This is a genomic window from Kitasatospora sp. NPDC002965 (assembly GCF_040611255.1).
Taxonomy (GTDB): Bacteria; Actinomycetota; Actinomycetes; order Streptomycetales; family Streptomycetaceae; genus Kitasatospora.
Map to the genome: position 1 here is coordinate 19,052 of NZ_JBEXNT010000025.1, position 18,440 is coordinate 37,491.

19 protein-coding genes are annotated in these 18,440 nt (G+C 72.8%); 6 read left to right on the forward strand and 13 right to left on the reverse strand.

Going from position 1 to position 18,440, the window contains the following annotated elements:
• Positions 1 to 43: 43 nt before the first annotated feature.
• Entirely contained in the window at positions 44 to 973 is a 930-nt protein-coding gene (locus tag ABZY91_RS13295) for a cellulose-binding protein (RefSeq protein WP_327680760.1), read from the forward strand.
• Between the two features lie 195 nt (positions 974 to 1,168).
• Here ABZY91_RS13295 and ABZY91_RS13300 read toward each other — a convergent pair whose 3' ends face one another.
• The gene (locus ABZY91_RS13300; protein WP_329882998.1) at positions 1,169 to 1,480 is read right to left on the reverse strand and encodes a hypothetical protein; all 312 of its coding nucleotides are present in this window, start codon (positions 1,478 to 1,480) and stop codon (positions 1,169 to 1,171) included.
• Positions 1,477 to 2,274, reverse strand: a complete 798-nt coding sequence (locus ABZY91_RS13305; RefSeq protein WP_329882999.1) for an alpha/beta hydrolase — start codon at positions 2,272 to 2,274, stop codon at positions 1,477 to 1,479. The genes ABZY91_RS13300 and ABZY91_RS13305 overlap by 4 nt, the downstream gene beginning before the upstream one ends.
• 92 nt (positions 2,275 to 2,366) lie before the next feature.
• Here ABZY91_RS13305 and ABZY91_RS13310 point away from each other — a divergent pair, with 92 nt between their 5' ends.
• Both ABZY91_RS13310 and ABZY91_RS13315 read left to right on the forward strand, forming a co-directional pair.
• Positions 2,367 to 3,371: an ATP-binding cassette domain-containing protein gene (locus ABZY91_RS13310; protein WP_329883000.1), complete on the forward strand. Its 1,005-nt coding sequence runs from the start codon at positions 2,367 to 2,369 to the stop codon at positions 3,369 to 3,371.
• A 1-nt stretch (position 3,372) separates the two neighbouring features.
• Complete coding sequence (locus ABZY91_RS13315; RefSeq protein ID WP_355402130.1) at positions 3,373 to 4,137, forward strand: ABC transporter permease subunit; 765 nt, start codon at positions 3,373 to 3,375, stop codon at positions 4,135 to 4,137.
• A gap of 90 nt (positions 4,138 to 4,227) precedes the next feature.
• On the opposite strand, the gene ABZY91_RS13320 is transcribed toward ABZY91_RS13315, so the two are convergent.
• Positions 4,228 to 4,524, reverse strand: a complete 297-nt coding sequence (locus ABZY91_RS13320) for an ATP/GTP-binding protein (RefSeq protein ID WP_329883204.1) — start codon at positions 4,522 to 4,524, stop codon at positions 4,228 to 4,230.
• 414 nt (positions 4,525 to 4,938) lie between these two features.
• Here ABZY91_RS13320 and ABZY91_RS13325 point away from each other — a divergent pair, with 414 nt between their 5' ends.
• Complete coding sequence (locus tag ABZY91_RS13325; RefSeq protein WP_355402185.1) at positions 4,939 to 6,087, forward strand: LLM class flavin-dependent oxidoreductase; 1,149 nt, start codon at positions 4,939 to 4,941, stop codon at positions 6,085 to 6,087.
• Between the two features lie 292 nt (positions 6,088 to 6,379).
• Here the strand turns inward: ABZY91_RS13325 and ABZY91_RS13330 are convergent, their stop codons facing one another.
• Entirely contained in the window at positions 6,380 to 6,772 is a 393-nt protein-coding gene (locus tag ABZY91_RS13330) for an SCO5389 family protein (protein ID WP_329883002.1), read from the reverse strand.
• Positions 6,773 to 7,286: 514 nt separating this feature from the next.
• On the opposite strand from ABZY91_RS13330, the gene nucS reads away from it, so the two are divergent.
• Complete coding sequence (gene nucS / locus ABZY91_RS13335; protein WP_329948544.1) at positions 7,287 to 7,946, forward strand: endonuclease NucS; 660 nt, start codon at positions 7,287 to 7,289, stop codon at positions 7,944 to 7,946.
• Positions 7,947 to 8,016: 70 nt separating this feature from the next.
• On the opposite strand, the gene ABZY91_RS13340 is transcribed toward nucS, so the two are convergent.
• The 5 genes from ABZY91_RS13340 to ABZY91_RS13360 form a co-directional block, all read right to left on the reverse strand.
• Positions 8,017 to 10,422: an ATP-binding protein gene (locus ABZY91_RS13340; protein ID WP_355402132.1), complete on the reverse strand. Its 2,406-nt coding sequence runs from the start codon at positions 10,420 to 10,422 to the stop codon at positions 8,017 to 8,019.
• Between the two features lie 192 nt (positions 10,423 to 10,614).
• Complete coding sequence (locus ABZY91_RS13345; RefSeq protein WP_329883005.1) at positions 10,615 to 10,947, reverse strand: STAS domain-containing protein; 333 nt, start codon at positions 10,945 to 10,947, stop codon at positions 10,615 to 10,617.
• Positions 10,948 to 11,363: 416 nt separating this feature from the next.
• Positions 11,364 to 12,233 carry a 3-hydroxyacyl-CoA dehydrogenase family protein gene (locus ABZY91_RS13350; RefSeq protein WP_329883006.1) on the reverse strand — a complete coding sequence of 290 codons (870 nt, stop codon included), beginning with the start codon at positions 12,231 to 12,233 and terminating at the stop codon, positions 11,364 to 11,366.
• Positions 12,234 to 12,414: 181 nt separating this feature from the next.
• A complete protein-coding gene (locus ABZY91_RS13355) occupies positions 12,415 to 13,065 on the reverse strand; it encodes a response regulator transcription factor (protein ID WP_329883007.1) in 651 nt (216 codons plus the stop codon).
• The gene (locus ABZY91_RS13360) at positions 13,062 to 14,273 is read right to left on the reverse strand and encodes a histidine kinase (protein ID WP_329948546.1); all 1,212 of its coding nucleotides are present in this window, start codon (positions 14,271 to 14,273) and stop codon (positions 13,062 to 13,064) included. The genes ABZY91_RS13355 and ABZY91_RS13360 overlap by 4 nt, the downstream gene beginning before the upstream one ends.
• A 158-nt stretch (positions 14,274 to 14,431) precedes the next feature.
• Between ABZY91_RS13360 and ABZY91_RS13365 the strand changes: the two genes are divergently transcribed.
• On the forward strand, positions 14,432 to 15,031 hold the full coding sequence (locus ABZY91_RS13365) for a hypothetical protein (RefSeq protein ID WP_355402135.1): 600 nt from the start codon (positions 14,432 to 14,434) through the stop codon (positions 15,029 to 15,031).
• A 24-nt stretch (positions 15,032 to 15,055) separates the two neighbouring features.
• Here ABZY91_RS13365 and ABZY91_RS13370 read toward each other — a convergent pair whose 3' ends face one another.
• From ABZY91_RS13370 to atpD, 4 genes are all read right to left on the reverse strand, one after another.
• Positions 15,056 to 15,628, reverse strand: a complete 573-nt coding sequence (locus ABZY91_RS13370; RefSeq protein WP_329883010.1) for a cob(I)yrinic acid a,c-diamide adenosyltransferase — start codon at positions 15,626 to 15,628, stop codon at positions 15,056 to 15,058.
• Between the two features lie 145 nt (positions 15,629 to 15,773).
• Complete coding sequence (locus tag ABZY91_RS13375) at positions 15,774 to 16,274, reverse strand: DUF2550 domain-containing protein (RefSeq protein WP_030302766.1); 501 nt, start codon at positions 16,272 to 16,274, stop codon at positions 15,774 to 15,776.
• A gap of 148 nt (positions 16,275 to 16,422) precedes the next feature.
• A complete protein-coding gene (locus tag ABZY91_RS13380; RefSeq protein ID WP_329883011.1) occupies positions 16,423 to 16,806 on the reverse strand; it encodes a F0F1 ATP synthase subunit epsilon in 384 nt (127 codons plus the stop codon).
• Between the two features lie 186 nt (positions 16,807 to 16,992).
• Complete coding sequence (gene atpD / locus ABZY91_RS13385; RefSeq protein WP_329883012.1) at positions 16,993 to 18,438, reverse strand: F0F1 ATP synthase subunit beta; 1,446 nt, start codon at positions 18,436 to 18,438, stop codon at positions 16,993 to 16,995.
• Positions 18,439 to 18,440 lie beyond the last annotated feature (2 nt).

Genomic DNA, 18,440 nt, shown 5'->3' on the forward strand with positions numbered 1-18,440 from the left:
CTCAACCACCTCAGCGGTTTGACGACAGGAAGCCCAGAACCCCATGAGCGACAGTCACTCCCCTCACGGCTTCGACCTGGTGCGCCGTGGGTACGAGCGCGCCCAGGTCGACGAGCGGATCACCAAGCTGGTGGCCGACCGTGACAGTGCCTTGACCCGGATCAGCGCACTCGAGAAGCGCATCGAGGAGCTCCACCTGGAGACCCAGACCGCCCAGGCGGCGGTCGCCGAGGCGGAGCCCTCGTACGCGGGTCTCGGCGCCCGGGTCGAGAAGATCCTGCGGCTCGCCGAGGAGGAGGCCAAGGACCTGCGCGACGAGGCGCACCGCGCCGCCGAGCAGCACCGCGAGCTGGCCGAGGCCGCCGCCCAGCAGGTCCGCACGGAGGCCGAGAACTACGCCAAGGACCGCAAGGCCAAGGCGGAGGACGAGGGTCTGCGGATCGTCGACAAGGCCAAGAGCGACAGCGCCCAGCTGCGGGCCGAGGCCAACAAGGACGCCCAGAACAAGCGCGAGGAGGCGGACGCCCTCTTCGAGGAGACCCGCACCAAGGCCGCCCAGGCCGCGCTGGAGTTCGAGACCAACCTGGCCAAGCGCCGCGAGCAGTCCGAGCGCGACCTCGCCGCCCGTCAGGCCAAGGCCGAGAAGCGTCTGGCCGAGATCGAGCACCGGGCCGAGCAGCTCCGCCTGGAGGCCGAGAAGCTGCGGACCGACGCCGAGCGCCGTGCCCGTCAGACCGTCGAGACGGCCCAGCGCCAGTCCGAGGACATCGTGGCCGACGCGAACGCCAAGGCCGACCGGATCCGCAGCGAGTCCGAGCGCGAGCTGGCGGCGCTCACCAACCGCCGCGACAGCATCAACGCCCAGCTGACCAACGTCCGCGAGATGCTGGCGACGCTGACCGGCGCGGCCGTGGCCGCCGCCTCGCTGCCGGGCGACGACTCCCTGGGCGTGCCCGCCCAGCAGTCGCGCTGACGCCCTGACCGACGGGCCCCCACCCTCCGGGGTGGGGGCCCGTCGTGCTGTCCGGGACCGGCTCCCCCGTTTCCGGGGGCCGCCTCCGGGGGCCGCCTCCGGGACCGGCGTGACCGCCGGCACCACAGGGGCCCCGGAGGCCCCCAGGAAGCCCGGGGAGACGGCCGGGGGCTCCCGGGCCGCCCCGGGGCGCGTTCAGCGCGGGTACGCGCCGTCCGGCCGCTGGTGCCCGCAGCTCAGTTGGTTGCCGTCGTCGTCCGAGACGGTGCCGAACCACGAGGTGCACCAGACCGACACCGAATCGGGCCAGTACTGCACCTCGAACGGGTGACCCGAGCCGTAGTCCCCGTACGAGGAGACGATGAACGTCTCCCCCGGACGCATCCAGTAGTCCTCTCCCAGTGGCTCCAGGGTCAGTTCGAGCAGTCCCTCGCCCCGGTTGGTCACCGGCATCCGGCCGGTCACCTCCAGCGCCGAGAAGTCCCAGCGCTCCCGCTCGTCCTTCATCCGGCGGCCACCCGGACCAGCAGCCGGCGCACGGCCGCGTTGAACGCCTCCGGCGCCTCGATCGCGCTCAGGTGACCCACCCCGGGGAGCACCGTCAGCTCCGCGTCCGGCCGGGCCCGCGCCATCAGCTCCGCCTCGGCGAGCGGCACGAGGCCGTCCTCCGCACCCGCCACCACCGTGGTCGGCACCCGCAGCCCGGCCAGGACGTCCAGCGTCTCCGGCCGGGCCGCCATGGCCCGCTGCGCCCACGCGACGGCGGCCGGCGGCGCGGCGGCGATCAGCGTCTGCACCCGGTCGGCCAGGTGCTGCGAGTCCGGGCCGAGCTGACCGGCCGCCATCCGTTCGTCGAGCAGCAGCCGGACGCTGTTCCGGGCCAGCACCGCGGAGGCGATCCGTTCCCGGTTGGCCCGGGCGGCCTCCGTGTCGGCGGTGGCCTTGGTGTTCGCCAGCAGCAGGCCCGCCAGCCGGTCGGGGTGGCGGCGGGCGAAGGCCAGCGCCACGTACCCGCCCATCGAGAGGCCCCCGAGCACCGCCCGGTCGACCCCGGCCGCGTCCAGCAGCAGGGCGACGTCGTCGGCGACCGCGTCCAGCGAGGGCTCGTCGGTGCCCAGCACGGTGCCTCCGAAGCCTCGCTGGTCGGGGGCGATCACCCGGGCCTCGTCCCCGGTCGGTCCGGGCAGCTCGTCCAGTTGGGAGGACCACATGGCGGCGTTGAGCGGAAAGGCGTGCAGCAGCACGAGGGGAGTTCCGGTACCGCTCTCGCGGACCGACACTGCGGAGGGGAGCTGGGTCATGGGCACACCGTATTCCGGTGCGCCCGGCGGGCCCACTCAGCGGGCCGCATTGTCCCCTTTGTCATAGCCTGACGGAGAGTAAGGGAGCGCGAATGATCGAGTTGCACGAGCTGACAAAACGTTACGGCAAGACCCTCGCCGTGGACCGGCTGAGCTTCAAGGTCCCCCAGGGCGTGGTCACCGGGTTCCTCGGCCCCAACGGCGCCGGCAAGTCCACCACCATGCGCATGATCCTCGACCTGGACCGGCCCACCGGCGGGCGCGTCACCATCGACGGCAGACGGTACGGGCAGCTCAGCGAACCGCTCAAGTACATCGGCGCGCTGCTGGAGGCCAAGGCCGTCCACCCGGGGCGCACGGCCCGGGACCACCTGCTCTGGCTCGCCCAGAGCAACCGCATCCCCACCCGCCGGGTCGACGAGGCGCTCGCCCTCGTCGGTCTCACCCCGGTCGCCCGCAAGCGCGCCCGGGGCTTCTCGCTCGGCATGGGCCAGCGGCTCGGCATCGCCTCCGCCCTGCTCGGCGACCCGGAGATCGTCATGTTCGACGAACCGGTCAACGGACTCGACCCGGAGGGCATCCTCTGGATCCGCAACCTGATGAAGCGCCTCGCCGCCGAGGGCCGGACCGTCTTCGTCTCCTCCCACCTGATGAGCGAGATGGCCGTCACCGCCGACCACCTGGTGGTCATCGGCAGGGGCCGGCTCCTCGCCGACCTGTCGATGGCCGAGTTCATCCGCCGCAACTCCCGCTCCGCCGTCCGGCTGCGCACCCCCCAGCCCGAACGGCTGCTCGACGTCCTGGCCGGCGCCGGAGTGCGGCACGAACCGGGCCCGGACGGCTCGTACGAGGTCGTCGACGGCAGCCTCGCCGCACTCGGCGAGCTGGCCGCCGCACAGGGCGTGGTGCTGCACGAACTCAGCCCGCAGCAGGCCTCCCTGGAGGAGGCCTTCATGCAGATGACGGCCGACTCGGTGGAGTACCACGCCGGGGACGGCCCGGGCCGCGACGCGGCCGGCGCACCCGGCGTCTGGGGCGCCGACTGGCAGGGAGGCAAGGCGGCGCAGCCGGCGGCCCCCCGTACCGAGGAGAACTGAGATGGCGTCCTTCCCCGCGATCCTGCAGTCCGAGTGGACCAAGATCCGCAGCGTCCGCTCGACGATCTGGACGCTCGCCCTGACCTTCGTGATCACGCTCGGCATCGGCGCCCTGCTGTCGCTGCTCACCCACAACAACTTCGAGGAGTTCCGGAGCGACGACAGCCCCTTCGACGCCACCGGCACCGCCTTCTCCGGCATCATCCTCGGCGAGCTGGCCATCATCGTCTTCGGGGTGCTGGCGGTCGGCAACGAGTACAGCACCGGGATGATCCGGGTCACCCTGGCCGCCGTCCCCCAGCGCGGCACGCTCCTCACCGGCAAGGCGGTGGTGCTCGGCGGACTCGCCCTGGCGGTCTCGCTGGTGACGGCGTTCCTCACCTTCTTCGTCGGCCAGGCCCTGCTCGGCGACCACTCCACCGACCTCGGCGAACCGAACGTCCTGCGCGCGGTGTTCGGGGCCGCGCTCTACCTGACGATGCTCTGCCTCTTCTCGGCCGGCGTCACCGCGATGCTGCACAACCAGACGCTGGCGCTGGGCGTGCTGGTCCCGTTCTTCTTCCTGCTCTCGCCGATCCTGTCGGCGGTGCCGAAGGTCAAGACGCTGGCCCACTACTTCCCCGACTACGCGGGCTCCCGGATGATGCTGGTGTACGAGCAGAACGGCCAGCCGTACGGGCCGTGGGCCGGCTTCCTCATCTGCCTGGCCTGGACGGTCGCCGCCCTGGTCGGCGGCGCGCTGGTGCTGAAGCGGCGGGACGCCTGACGGCGCGCGCCGCCTCCACCGCCGCCCCCGCACGGTCCACGCCCCTTCCCCTCCCGAGCCGCGGCCGGCCGGGGGGAAGGGGCGTCGCCGTCAGTACCGGGGCGCGCCGCGGCCGCGGAGCAGGTTCGAGGCCCGGCGCTCCCTGGCGCCCCAGCACGCCCGGTGCCAGTGCCGGCGGTCGTCCACCCCCGCGCCGTGCATCGGCCAGGCCACCACATGGCCGACACCGGGCGGGATCTCCTGGTCGCACCCCGGGCAGCGGTAGTGCCGGCCCGCCGTACCCGCCACCGTCTGCACCACCCAGTCCTCGCCCTGGTAGTTGTCGGTGCGGCGCAGCGCACCCCCCGGCGGGGCGGCCTGCTCGGCCGGCTCGCGGTCGGCTGCGATCTTGATCCGGTTACGGCGGGGCGACACGGCGGGCTACCTCTCTACGGTGGTCGCGGAACCGTTCAAGCCTACGGCCGGGGGCCGCCCGCCGGGTCTCTATCACGGCATCGGACCGTGCTCCGGTGTTTCCCGTGATATCCACCCGTTCTTCTGGGAAATTGGTGGTTCGGCGTGCCATTGGCACATGACATGGGCTACTCACGAGGGGACAGGCGGGGCCCGCAGACCCTGCGCGCACCCGAGGAGGCTCTCAGTATGACCAGAACCAGCGCCCGCGCCGAGACCCGCCGACCCGTCGGGGTCCGCCCGCCGGCACCCGGCCCGGCGCTGACCACCACCGCCGCGACGGGCACCGCCGGCACTCCCCTGCCGACCGTCCAACGGGCCGGTGCCGCACCCGCGGACACCGCTCCCGTGCTCGTCGGCGCCTTCCTGCTCTCCGCACAGTTCCCGGGCCAGACCCACGGCGAGGCGCTGGACCGCACCGTCCGCGCCGCCGTCGAGGCCGAACGCGCGGGGCTGGACAGCGTCTGGCTCGCCGAACACCACTTCGTCCCGTACGGGGTCTGCCCGAACGCCGCCACCCTGGCCGCGCTGCTGCTCGGCCGCACCCGGCGGATCGGCATCGGGACGGCGGTCAGCGTGCTCTCCACCGCCCACCCGGTGGCCCTCGGCGAACAGGCCGCGCTGCTCCACCTCACGTCCGGCGGGCGGTTCACGCTCGGCGTGGGGCGCGGCGGGCCCTGGATCGACCTGGACGTGTTCGGTGGCGGCGTGGAGGCCTTCGAGCAAGGGTTCCCGGAACGGCTCGACCTGCTGCTGCGCTGGCTGCGCGGCTCCCGGGTGGGCGCGTCCGGACCGCAGTTCGAGTTCCCCGAAGTGGCCGTGGTGCCCCGGGCCACCGAGCCGCCCCGCCGCCCCGACCTCGGCGCCTGGCTCGGCGTCGACGAACGCAGCGGACTGCTCCGGTTCCCCCGCCAGCGTCAGGACGCCGACGGCCCCGGCGAGGAGCTCACCGCCGCCGGCCGACCGGTCGCCGGCCCGCCGGTGGTGGTCGCCTGCACCTCGCCGGGCGGGGTGCGGAACGCCGCCGAACGCGGCCTGCCGATGCTGCTCGGCATGCACTCCGGCGACGACGACAAGCTGCACATGCTGGAGCTGTATCGTTCCGCCTGGCTGGCCGCCGGGCGCAGCGAGGAGCAGCTGCGGCGGGTCGGCCGCCAGCACGTCGCGGCCGGCGTGGCCCAGGTGGACGACCGGACCTCGGCGGCCCGGGCCACCCTGCTGCGCGCGATGCCCGGGTGGTTCGAGTACGGGCTCGGCGCCCACCGCACGGTGGACGGCCGGGAACGCAAGATGCGCGACCCCCGCGAGTACACCGAACTCCTCTGCGACCTGCACGCGGTGGGCACGCCGAAGCAGTGCGCGGACCGGCTGCTGGCCACCGCCGAAAGGACCGGCATCCGCCGCTTCGCGCTGCTCGCCGAGGGAAGCGGCGACCACGAGGCCACCCTGCACAACATCGCCCGGCTGGGCTCCGAGGTGCTGCCGCAACTGAGCTGAGGCCGGTCGGACCCGGCCGCGCGCACCGAACCGAAGCAACCCGGAGGCGAGCGGGCGACACCCGCCCCGAGCAGGCCCAAGGCGAGCGGGCGACACCCGCCCCGAGCCGAAGGACCGCGCCGGTGCCGAAAGGGAGAAGCGAGGAAGCGACGAAGGAGCGCGGGAGCGCCGACCGTCGGCACCGGACCGAAGCGGCCCGGAGGCGAGCGGGCGACAACACGGCCCGGGCCGCCCGTCCCCCTTCGTGGGGGCGGGCGGCCCGGTGGCGTATCCGGCGCGAGCCGACCGGTGCTCAGCAGTCCCGCAGTTCCTCGGACTGGTTGAGCAGCTGCGCCCGAACGGAGGTGAACCGCTCGTACCGCTTCTTGTTGGCGGACGACGGCACGAAGACCGCCACCCGGTGACAGTTCTGGAAGGCCAGCTGGACACCGAAATGCCGCTGCAGGGCACCCCGGATGGCGTCACTGGCGAGCGCCCGAAGGAGCTGGCCACGGGCCTGCTCGCTGGGCGGAGGTACCTGGTTGTCGGCGAAGTCGGTGCCGTCGACCTTCGCCTGGGCGACCAGCGAGCTGATCAGGTCCCAGGCGTACGGCAGGGAGACGCGGACGCAGTCGACGAACTCCCGCTCGTCGACCTCGTCCCGCTCGGCCTTCTCCAGCAGGGCCGGTGAGACGTCGAGCGACATGGATTCTCCTCTCGCGGTCCACCCGCGCGGCGCACGGGTGGTGGTGCGTAGTCCAAGTCCGAGCTGAGGGTGAGGGTGAGGGTGAAGCGCGGGATGTCCGGAACACCGTCGGACGGGTGTGACGCCGTCGGACGGCCGTGTTTCCGGCACCGCGCCGAGGCGGGGGCGCCGAGGACCCGTTGAGGGACGTGGTCGGGGGCGCCAACCGCTCAGAACAGCGTGGCAGTCAACGGCGGACCGGACCGGTGGTTCCGGCTGATTGCTCCGGGAATGAGCCCCGGTGCACCAGATTGGCCGGATCCCGTCGGATCGTTCATCTGAAGTCTCCATCCCCGTTGACAGCGATCCCGCAAGCAAGCCGTCACACACCGTAGCTGCCAATGGTGGTGGCCGCCAGGGTGCCGACAGGCTTTCGAGGGATCGCAGGGCATCCATGTTCGCGGGGTTCGCGGATTCTTCACCCGGCCGTCGCGGAATCGCATCAACTGGCCCCGGTGGGCTAGCGTGGTCGACCGTGCGTCTCGTAATTGCCCGCTGCTCAGTCGACTATGCCGGTCGGCTCTCCGCCCATCTGCCCTCCGCCACCAGGCTCATCCTGGTCAAGGCCGACGGCAGCGTCAGCATCCACGCCGACGACCGCGCCTACAAGCCGCTCAACTGGATGTCCCCGCCGTGCGCCCTCAAGGTCGCCGACGGGGTCTGGACGGTGGAGAACAAGGCCGGCGAGAAGCTCATCATCACGCTGGAGGAGGTGCTGCACGACTCGTCCCACGAACTCGGAGTGGACCCGGGTCTGATCAAGGACGGTGTCGAGGCACACCTCCAGGAGCTGCTCGCGGACCGGATGGAGGTGCTCGGCGCCGGCTGGTCCCTGATCCGCCGCGAGTACCCCACCGCGATCGGACCGGTCGACATCCTCTGCCGCGACTCGGACGGCGCGACCGTCGCCATCGAGATCAAGCGGCGCGGCGAGATCGACGGTGTGGAACAGCTCACCCGCTATCTGGAACTGCTCAACCGGGACCCCCTGCTGGCCCCGGTGAAGGGCGTCTTCGCCGCGCAGGAGATCAAGCCGCAGGCCCGTGTGCTGGCCACCGACCGGGGCATCGGCTGCGTGGTCCTGGACTACGACGCGCTGCGCGGCATCGACGACGACAAGCTGAAGCTGTTCTGACCCGCACCTGACCTGACCCGACCCGCCGACCCGACCCGATCGACCCGATCGACCCGGCGTCGCCGACCGGTCAGCCGGTCGGCGACGCGGACGTCGTGGACGCCGTCGGACTCCCCGAGTCCGGCGGCGTCGTCGTGGTCGAGGGGACCGTTGTCGTCGGGACGGGCGTCGGGGTCGCCGGGGGCTGGGTGGTCGGCGGCGTGCCGCCTCCGGGGGGCTGCGTGGACCCTCCGCCCGCCGTTCCCCCGTTCGTGGTGCCGTTCCCGCCGGTGCCGCCTCCGCCGCCCGTGCCGCCGCCCGGGGGCGGCGGGTTCCCGCCCGTTCCCCCCGCGCCGCCCGCCGACTGCGACTGGCCCGGGGCCGTGGACTGCGGGGCGGTGCTCGTCGTCCCCGTGCTCGGCGACCGGCTCGGCCGCTTCGACGCCGACGGCGAGGCCGACCGTGACCGCGAAGCGCCCGTCGAGGGCCCGTCCTCGGGCTCCTCGGCCGTGGGCGCGGCCGTCGGGGCGGAGGTCTCGGGCGCGGCCGTGGAGGAGGGCCCCGAGGCGGTCGGCCGGGGGCTGCCGGAGCGGGGCGACGGCCGGGTGCCGGTCGGCAGGGAGCCGTCGTCGCTGCTGCTGTGCGGATCCGTTCCCTTCGGCTCCCCGTCGGCCGTCATCGCGACCGCCGTACCGAGGACGCCCAGCGCGAGCACGGCTGCCGAGGCGGCGATCACCGTGCGCCTGGTGCGGCCGGGGCCCGTGGTGGTGGCCCTGAGCCGCAGGGGCACCTGGGCGATGGCCCGGATGACGGGCCGGCGGGCGGACCCGGAGCCGGCCGGCGCGGCGGGCGGCAGCTGCCGGCCGTCGGCGCGCAGCAGGTCGAGCATCCGCCGGGCGCCGGCCGCCCCGCGCTGCTCGCCGAGGGCGGCCCGCAGGGCGAGTGCGGCCTCCAACTCGGCCGTGGCCCGGCCGGGTTCCCGCACGCAGATCGCGTAGACGCCCAACTCGTGGTGGAACCACGCCTCGTCGACCCGCGCGCCGGCCTTCCGGGCGGCTTCCAGACCCAGTTGCAGGGCGCGTTCCCAGGCCCCCCAGCGCAGCGCCAGCGCCAGTGCCGGGGCGGCCGCCCGGGCCAGCCGCAGTACGGAGGCGTGCCGTCCCGCGGCCCGGTCGGCCAGGAGTACGCCGATCACCACCTCGGCCTCGGCGGCGATCTGCGCCAGCGAGACCGAGGAGTGGCCGACCCACCAGGCGAAGTGCTGCGCGGCGCCGTCGACGCTGCCGCGGGCGGGCCAGTGCGGGGCGAGCAGCTCCAGCGCCCCGGCGGTGAGCCGGTGGTGGCCGCCGATGGAGACGGCGAGCCCCGCGTCGGCGAGCTCGGCGAGCGCGTTCTCGCCCTGGCCGACGTCGATCAGCGCGGGCAGGTGCGGGGCGGTCGGGCACTCGCCGCCGAGCGCCACGGCGAGCCGCAGTACGGCCTGGGCGGTCTCCCCTAGGCCCTCGGCGAGTCGGACGGCGGGGAGCGTGGACTCGGCGACGGAGGGCAGCGGGACGTTCCCGCGCAGCGCGGCTTCACGGACCGCCGGGTCGGGGTCGTGGACCGGCTCCCGGACTGCTCCGAAGACGTCCATGCGGTCGTCCTCGGCGGCGACCAGGGCGTCCACCGCGACGTCCCGCTGCCGCAGCAGCGCGGCGGCCTGGACGAACCGCAGCGGCAGGCCCTCGGACTCGAACCAGAGGTCCACCGCCCAGGCCTTCTCGGCCGCGTCCAGGGGCCGCCCGGCCAGCCGGGCGGCGAGTGCCAGGCAGGCCGGCCGGGAGAGGCCGGCGACCAGGTGGTCGCGGAGCCGCGAGTCCGGCGTCAGCTGCGGGCTGTCGGGGGCGACGGAGATCAGGAAGGCGCAGTCGGGCGCGGCGGCGAGGAACTGCTCCAGCTCCGGCCCGGAGGGCTCCACCTCGTCGACGACGACGATCGCGCCGACCCGGGCGAGGTGCTCGGCGAGCTGGGCCGGGTCGGGGCGGAAGCCGGGGGCGTGGTGGGTGGCCGCGAAGAGGTCCTGGAGCAGGTCGGCGGCGGTGCGGCGGTGGCCGCAGAGCTGGACGACGCCGCCGGGGGCGAGGTCGCCGGCCGACTCGGCGACGGCCGACAGCAGGGCGCTGCGGCCGGATCCGGCCTGGCCGACCAGGCGTATGGAGCGGCCCTCGGCGAGCAGGCCGAGCAGCTGGGCGACGTCGGCCTCGCGGTCGAGCAGCGGCAGGTCGGCGGGCCCGGCGCCGAGGGCGAGCGGACCGACCTGGCGGCCGGCGTCACCGGACGGGCCGCGGGCGGGGCCGCTGCGCTCGGTCCGGCGGGGGCTGGGGCGCCACTCGTCGGGGCAGGGGCGCACCTCGGATCCCTCCGGGGTGCCGACGGTCACCAGCAGCCCGCCGGTGACCAGCTCACCGCTCCGGGCCCGTACGGCCTCCTGCCGGAACTCACCGGATGGCTGTCCCACGATCTGCTCCGCCCCACGCTCGCGCCGACGACTTCGTCCGGCCGCCCGCGGACCGGGGGCACCTCCCGGTCGAAGGCCGGGGGGCCGGGCTCGGCCCCGGCGGCCGTTTCCTGACGCCAGACTCTCGCACATCCGCGCCCGCCCGCACAGCGGCCTCCCGGCGCCGGGCGTCCGCGGCCGCGCGACCGCCGGTCAGAGCACCGGCAGGGTGGCGCCGCGGGGTTCGGCGATCATGCCCTCGACGGCGAGGATCCGGTGCAGCCGGGTGGCCACCAGCAGCCGCTGGAGCTGGGCCGGGACGGAGCGGAGCACCAGGCGGCGGCCGATCCGGCCGGCCCGGCGGTGGGTGCCCATGATCACGCCGAGGCCGGTGGCGTCCCAGAACTCCAGCCGGGCGAGGTCGAGCACGAGGTCGCCCAGGCCGCCGTCGACGGCCTGGTGCAGCCGGGCCCGCGCGTCGGCGGCGGTGCGCACGTCGAGGCGGCCTTCGATGGCCAGCGCCACGTGGTTGCCGGTGATGCGCATGCTCTCCTCCTCCGCGTGGCGGACCTGCGTGGCGGATCTGGTCGGGGTCGTCCCGCTGCGTCCGCCCCGGCCGTGCCGGGTCAGGATGCGGGGGTGTCGGTGTCGGTCGGTGGTCGATGTCGGTATCGATGACGGTGTCGATTCGGGCGGGCCTTCGGCCCCACGCCCGGCCCCGGCCGGAATCCCGGGTTCCCCCTCATCTGACGGCGAACCAGCCCCGCGGGTTGCTGGTTCCGGCCAGATCTGAAGCAACTTCACTCGTCCGAGGGAATATACGCAGGAACTCTCCACACCTACGCTCGATTACCGCCCAAATCACCCGTCTGCGACACCGGCGTGAGGAAACTCACCCACCCCGGAGCGGGGCCGTGCGGTGCTCCGACCGCACGGCCCGCGGGCTCAGCGGCGCCGACCGGTCACTTGGCCGGGTACGGGTAGAAGCCGCGGCCGCTCTTGCGGCCCAGGTCGCCGGCGGTGACCATGCGGGCCATGATCTCGGGGGCGGCGAACTTCTCGTCCTGGGTCTCCTCGTAGATGTTCCGCGCGGCGTGCAGCAGGATGTCCACGCCGGTCAGGTCGGCGGTCTCCAGCGGGCCCATCGGGTGGCCGAAGCCGAGCCGGCAGGCGGCGTCGATGTCCTCGGCGCTGGCGACGCCCGACTCGTACAGCTTGGCGGCCTCGACGACCAGCGCGGTGATCAGACGGGTCGTGACGAAGCCGGCCACGTCGCGGTTGACCACCACGACGTCCTTGCCGACGCCCTCGGCGAAGGCCCGGGCGGTGGCCAGCGTCTCGTCGCTGGTCTTGTAGCCGCGGACCAGCTCGACCAGCTTCATCAGCGGCACGGGGGAGAAGAAGTGCACGCCGACGACCGACTCCGGGCGGCCGGTGGCGGCGGCGATGCGGGTGATCGGGATGGCGGAGGTGTTGGAGGCGAGCACCGCACCCGGCTTGGCGAGCTTGTCGAGCTCCTTGAAGACGCCCTCCTTGACGTCCAGCCGCTCGAAGACCGCCTCGACCACGATGTCGGCCTCGGAGACCGCGTCCAGGTCGGTGGTGGTGGTGATCCGGCCGAGCGCCGCCTCGGCGTCCTCGGCGGTCAGCCGCCCCTTGGAGACGAACTTGTCGTACGAGGCGCGGATGCCCGCGAGGCCGCGCAGGAGCGCCTCCTCGGTGACGTCGCGCAGGACCACGGGGTGCCCTGCCTGCGCGGAGACCTGGGCGATGCCGGCGCCCATCAGGCCGGCACCGATCACGGCGATCCGCTTACTGGACACATTGCTCATGGCTTGGTCTCCCGATGCCGTCGCCGCCCTGGCGGGCGGGCCCTGAAGGCGGCTCAGGGCAGGGATCACCGGCGCCGAGCCGCGTCGCTCATGGGCCGGACTTTAGTGCCCGAACGGTCGACATGGGGCGATCCGAAGGTGTGATCTGCGCCGGACCCGAGCAGGCGAGAAGGTCAGCTGATCAGATCGTCAGCCCAAGGTCCTGGGCGAGGATCGCCGCCTGCACCCGGCTGCGCAGACCCAGCTTCGCCAGGATCCGGCTGACGTGCGTCTTGGTGGTCGCCTCCGCCATCTCCAGCCGCCGGGCGATCTCACCGTTCGGCAGGCCCGCACCGATCAGGGTGAGCACCTCACGCTCCCGCGGGGTCAGCCCCGTCACCGCCGCCCGGACCGCCGGCCCCACCTGACGCTCCGGACGGGCGAAGGTGCCGATCAGCCGCCGGGTCACCGAGGGGGCCAGCATGCCGTCCCCGCGCGCCACCGTCCGGATCCCCTCGACCAGGGTGTCCGCCTCCAGGTCCTTCAGCAGGAACCCGGCCGCCCCGGCCCGCAGCGCCCCGTAGACGTACTCGTCGAGGTCGAAGGTGGTCAGCACCAGCACCTGGGCCGCTCCGGCCGCCACCACCTCGCGGGTCGCCGACACGCCGTCCAGCCGGGGCATCTGGACGTCCATCAGGACCACGTCCGGCCGCAGCTCCAGCGCCAGCCGGACGGCCTCCTCGCCGTCCGCGGCCTGCCCGACCACCTCCAGGTCCGGCTCCGCCCGCAGGATCATCACCAGCGCCGCCCGCACGGCCGCCTGGTCCTCCGCCACCAGCACCCGGATCGTCATGCCCGCCCTCCCTCTCCCTCGGTCACCAGCGCCCGCGGCAGCACCGCCCGGACGGTCCAGCACTCGCCCTCCGGACCGGCCTCGAAGCCGCCTCCCAGCAGCGAGGCCCGCTCGGCCATGCCGACCAGCCCGGCCCGCGCACCGGGCAGCGACTGCCCCGCGCCGCGGCGGAACGGGCTCGACACCACGATCCGCAGCTCCTCCGGCAGGAACTCCAGCAGCACCCGGACCTCGCCCGGCCCCGCGTGCTTGAGCGCGTTGGTCAGCGACTCCTGGACGATCCGGTACGCGGCCAGACCCACCGGCACCGGCAGCGAGCCGCGGTCGCCACGCTCGGTGAGCTCGAAGCCCAGCCCGACGTCCTGCCCGGCCGCCCGGGCCTTCGCCAGCAGCGCGTCCACCGCGTCCAGGTCGGGCGCGGCGTACGACGCGTCGGCCTCTCCCCCGCCGCTGTCCCGCAACAGGCCGATGATGCGGCGCATTTCGGTCAATCCCTGGACGCTGTTCTCCCGGATCACTCCCAGCACCTCCACCAGCGGATCGTCCTCCGGACGCCGCTGGCGCCGGGCGACCGACTGCGCGCCGGTGGCGTGGATCGCGATGGCCGACAGGTGGTTCGCCACCACGTCGTGCAACTCCCGCGCCATCCGGGCCCGTTCGACGACGACGGCCTCCCGCCGGTCCATCTCGGAGAGCAGCGCGGTCTGCTCGGCCCGCAGCCGCTGGGACTCCGCCTCCTCGCGGTGCTTGCGCACGATGTCGCCGGTCCAGACCGGCGCCAGGTAGACCAGCGTGGTCAGCACCACGACGGCCACGGCCGTCGGCGCGTCGCTGTAGATCAGCACCAGGGTGGACAGCACCAGCACCGAGGCCGCACCGGTCAGGTGCAGCACCCGCGACATCTTCGGGTTGCCGTAGAGCACCGCGGCGTACAGCAGGTCGGTGTACATCAGGGTGGTCGCCAGGAGCGCGCCGTTGAAGATGCTGACCGCGAAGACGATCCCGCCGACCGTCGCGATGAGGACCGGCCTGCTCCGGCGGACCAGCTCCAGCGAGGCCATCACCACCAGCGGCGGGACGACCGCCCAGCGGGCGACGTGCTCGGAGCCGTCGTAGACCTTGACGGAGATCAGGAACAGCCCGCCGAGCAGCCCGAAGACCGCGATCGCCCGGTCTTCCTGCCGCGGGGTGAGAGTGGGTCTGCGCACAGCCCCATCAGATCATCCCCGGCCGGACCGGCGGCTCGGGTCCGGGGAGGAGTGCGCGTACATCGAAAGGTGCAGCCCGGACTCGGCTCCGGCGACGACGACGCGCGGACCGGCGCGCGGAAGGCTGGTAGCACCACCGAACAGCCCGGAGGCCCGCCATGATCGTCACCCTCATCCTCGCCGCCGAGGTCGCCTTCTGGGTCGTCCTCGGGCTGGCCCTGACCGCCCGCTACGTGCTGCGGCTGCGCACGGTGAGCACGGCCCTGCTGATCGGCCTGCCGGTCCTGGACCTCACCCTGTTCACCCTCGCCGTGCTCGACCTGCGCGGCGGCGCCACCGCGAGCTGGACGCACGCGCTGGCGGCGAGCTACGCGGGCTTCTCCCTCGGGTTCGGGCCGTCCCTGGTCCGCTGGGCCGACCGGCACTTCCAGTACCGCTTCGCCGGCGGCCCCAAGCCCGCGCGCTCCCCCAAGTACGGCTCGGCGCGGACCCGCTACGAGTGGCAGGTCGCCGGCCGCACCACGGTCTCGGCGGGCGTCACGCTCGGCCTGATCACCCTCATGGTGCCGCTCTCCGCCGGCGCCGCCGCCTTCTCCACCTTCACCGCCTGGTACCTGCGGCTGAGCATGGTGGCCGGGATCAACCTGATCGTGGCCGCCTGCTACGCGATCTGGCCGAAGGAGCCGCCGGCCGGCGCGATCGTCGAGGACGGCCACGTGGTCGGCTGGGAGATCCCGCGGCAGCACCAGCAGCTGTAGCGGCAGCCGTACGGCGACCGCGGGTCAGCGGTTGTCGCCCGGCACCCAGAGCACGTCGCCGCGCTCCTTGTTGGCCGCCCGGGCCAGGATGAACAGCAGGTCGGAGAGGCGGTTCAGGTACTTGGCGGTCAGCGGGTTGACGCTCTCCCCGTGTGCCTCGATCGCCGCCCAGGTGGCCCGCTCGGCCCGGCGGACCACCGTGCAGGCCAGGTGCAGGTACGCGGCGCCCGCGGCGCCGCCGGGGAGGATGAAGCTGCGCAGCTTCTCCAGCGACTCCAGGTAGTGGTCGCAGTCCCCCTCCAGCTTGTCGATGTAGGACTGGAGCACCCGCAGCGGCGGGTACTTCGGGTCCTCCACCACCGGGGTCGCCAGGTCGGCGCCCACGTCGAAGAGGTCGTTCTGGATCCGGGTGAGCACCGTGACGACGTCCTCCGGCAGCGCACCCGCCGCGATCGCCACACCGATCGCGGCGTTGGCCTCGTTGGCGTCCGCGTACGCGACCAGGCGCGGATCGGTCTTGGTCGTACGGCTCATGTCGCCCAGCGCCGTGGTGCCGTCGTCGCCGGTCCTGGTGTAGATACGCGTCAGATTGACCATGGCGCCAAGACTAGCCGCGGGGTTAGGCGACGTTAACCCCTGACCTCCGGCCGGGGGGACCCCCACCCCGAGGGTCTCGCCGCTACGCGACGTTGACCTCCCCCAGCCTCCGGCCGGGGGGACCCCCACCCCGAGGGTCTCGCCGCTACGCGACGTTGACCCTCTGCCCGGGGGGTGCGGCTTCGAGCCAGGCGAGGAAGCCGGTCAGCGCGTCGTCGCTCATCGCGAGCTCCAGCGGCGCGCCGTTGTGGAGGCAGCGCAGCACGACCGAGCCGGAGAGCAGGGCCAGCTCCTCCTGCCCCTCGGGGTAGCGCCGGCCCAGCACCTCGATCTCCCGGCGCGGCAGGACCTTGCGGGGGCGCGGGGCGTACGAGAAGACCCGGAACCACTCGATGGAGTCGCCGCTGTACCGGCCGATACCAAAAACCCACCCCTTGCCGTCGGTCTGGGGGACCGGGGCTGAGGTGGGTTTGCCGTTCTCGTCGAGGTCGGGCTGAGTCGAGGCGTCGGCGGGCATTTTGAGCCGGTAACTGCAGTCGAACGTTCCGCCGACCCGCTGGATCACACGGCGGCGTACCGCGAACGCGACCAACCCGATCACACCGAGCGCCACGACCGCCGCACACACCACAAGGGCGAGGACCATGCTCACCTACCTCCTCGCTACCCGCGTTCCCCGTTTCGGTCGTACCAGGCGACCGCGTTGACCTACCAACTGAGACGACAGTCCCGGGGTCACGCTCAGGCGTCCCCGGGACCGTCGGTCGACCCCGCTCAGGCGGGGTCCGGCGCACTCAGGCGTGGGCCTTGAGGCCGCGCGCCGCGAACAGACGCACCTCGGCGCGACGCTCGGCGTGCGCGTCGAGGTCCGACTTGGCCTTGTCCAGTGCGCGCTCGGCACGCGCGACGTCGATCTCGTCCGCCAGCTCGGCGATCTCCGCGAGGAGGGACACCTTGTTGTCGGCGAAGGAGATGAAGCCGCCGTGCACCGCGGCGATCACGGTGCCGCCGTCCGTGGTCCGGATGGTGACCGGACCGGTCTCCAGCACGCTCAGCACCGGGGTGTGACCCGGCATGATGCCGGTGTCACCGGAGGCCGTACGGGCGACGACGATGGTGGCCGCACCGGACCACACCTTGCGGTCGGCTGCGACCAGCTCGACGTGCAGCTCAGCCAACGTGGGCTCCTAGGCTCATGCAACCCCCGATTACTCGGGAGTTTCGGTAAGAATAACGGGCCCGCGCCCCCGGCATGAAACCGGCGGCACGGATTTGACCGGAATCACAGCCGGTGCGACGTGAGGGGTGGGTCCCAGGGCTGGGGCCCACCCCTCACGATCACGCTCGACTGCTACCGGCCGCGATTACTTCTTCGCCAGCTGAGCGGCGTTGCGCTCCAGGTCCTCGATGCCACCGCACATGAAGAAGGCCTGCTCCGGGACGGAGTCGTACTTGCCGTCCGCGATCGAGTTGAAGGCCTCGATGGTCTCGGACAGCGGCACGGTCGAACCCTCGATGCCGGTGAACTGCTTCGCCACGTAGGTGTTCTGCGAGAGGAAGCGCTCGATGCGACGGGCACGGTGGACCGTGATCTTGTCCTCCTCCGACAGCTCGTCCATACCGAGGATGGCGATGATGTCCTGGAGGTCCTTGTACTTCTGCAGGATCCCCTTGATACGGATGGCCGTCTCGTAGTGGGTCTGCGCGATGTACCGCGGGTCGAGGATGCGGGACGTGGAGTCCAGCGGGTCGACGGCCGGGTAGATGCCCTTCTCCGAGATCGGGCGCGACAGAACGGTCGTCGCGTCCAGGTGGGCGAAGGTGGTGGCCGGGGCCGGGTCGGTCAGGTCGTCCGCGGGGACGTAGATCGCCTGCATCGAGGTGATCGAGTGACCGCGGGTCGAGGTGATGCGCTCCTGCAGGAGGCCCATCTCGTCGGCCAGGTTCGGCTGGTAACCCACCGCGGAGGGCATACGGCCGAGCAGGGTCGACACCTCGGAACCGGCCTGGGTGAACCGGAAGATGTTGTCGATGAAGAGGAGCACGTCCTGCTTCTCGACGTCACGGAAGTACTCCGCCATGGTCAGCGCGGAGAGCGCGACGCGCAGACGGGTGCCCGGCGGCTCGTCCATCTGGCCGAAGACCAGCGCGGTCTTGTCCAGAACGCCCGAGTCGACCATCTCGTCGATGAGGTCGTTGCCCTCACGGGTACGCTCGCCGACGCCGGCGAAGACCGACACACCACCGAAGTTCTCGGCGACGCGGTAGATCATCTCCTGGATCAGAACGGTCTTGCCGACACCGGCACCACCGAACAGACCGATCTTGCCACCGGTCACGTACGGGGTGAGGAGGTCGATGACCTTGATGCCGGTCTCGAACATCTCGGTCTTGGACTCGAGGTCCTTGAACTCCGGGGCCTTGCGGTGGATCGGCCACCGGACCTGGACCTGCGACTCGAACTCGTCCTTGTCGACGTTCAGCACCTCACCGAGGGCGTTGAACACCTTGCCCTTGGTGATCTGGCCGACCGGCACCGAGATCGCGGCACCGGTGTCGGTGACCTGCGAACCGCGGACCAGGCCGTCGGTCGGCTGCATCGAGATGCCGCGGATCAGGCCGTCGCCGAGGTGCTGGGCGACCTCAAGGGTGAGGACCTTCTTGCCCGTGCCGTCGGGGTTGTCCACCTCGACGCGCAGGGCGTTGAACATGTTCGGGATCGCGTCGACGGGGAACTCCACGTCGACGACCGGGCCGATGACCCGCGCGACGCGGCCCGTCGCCGTGGTCGGCTCAACAGTGGTAGTCATAC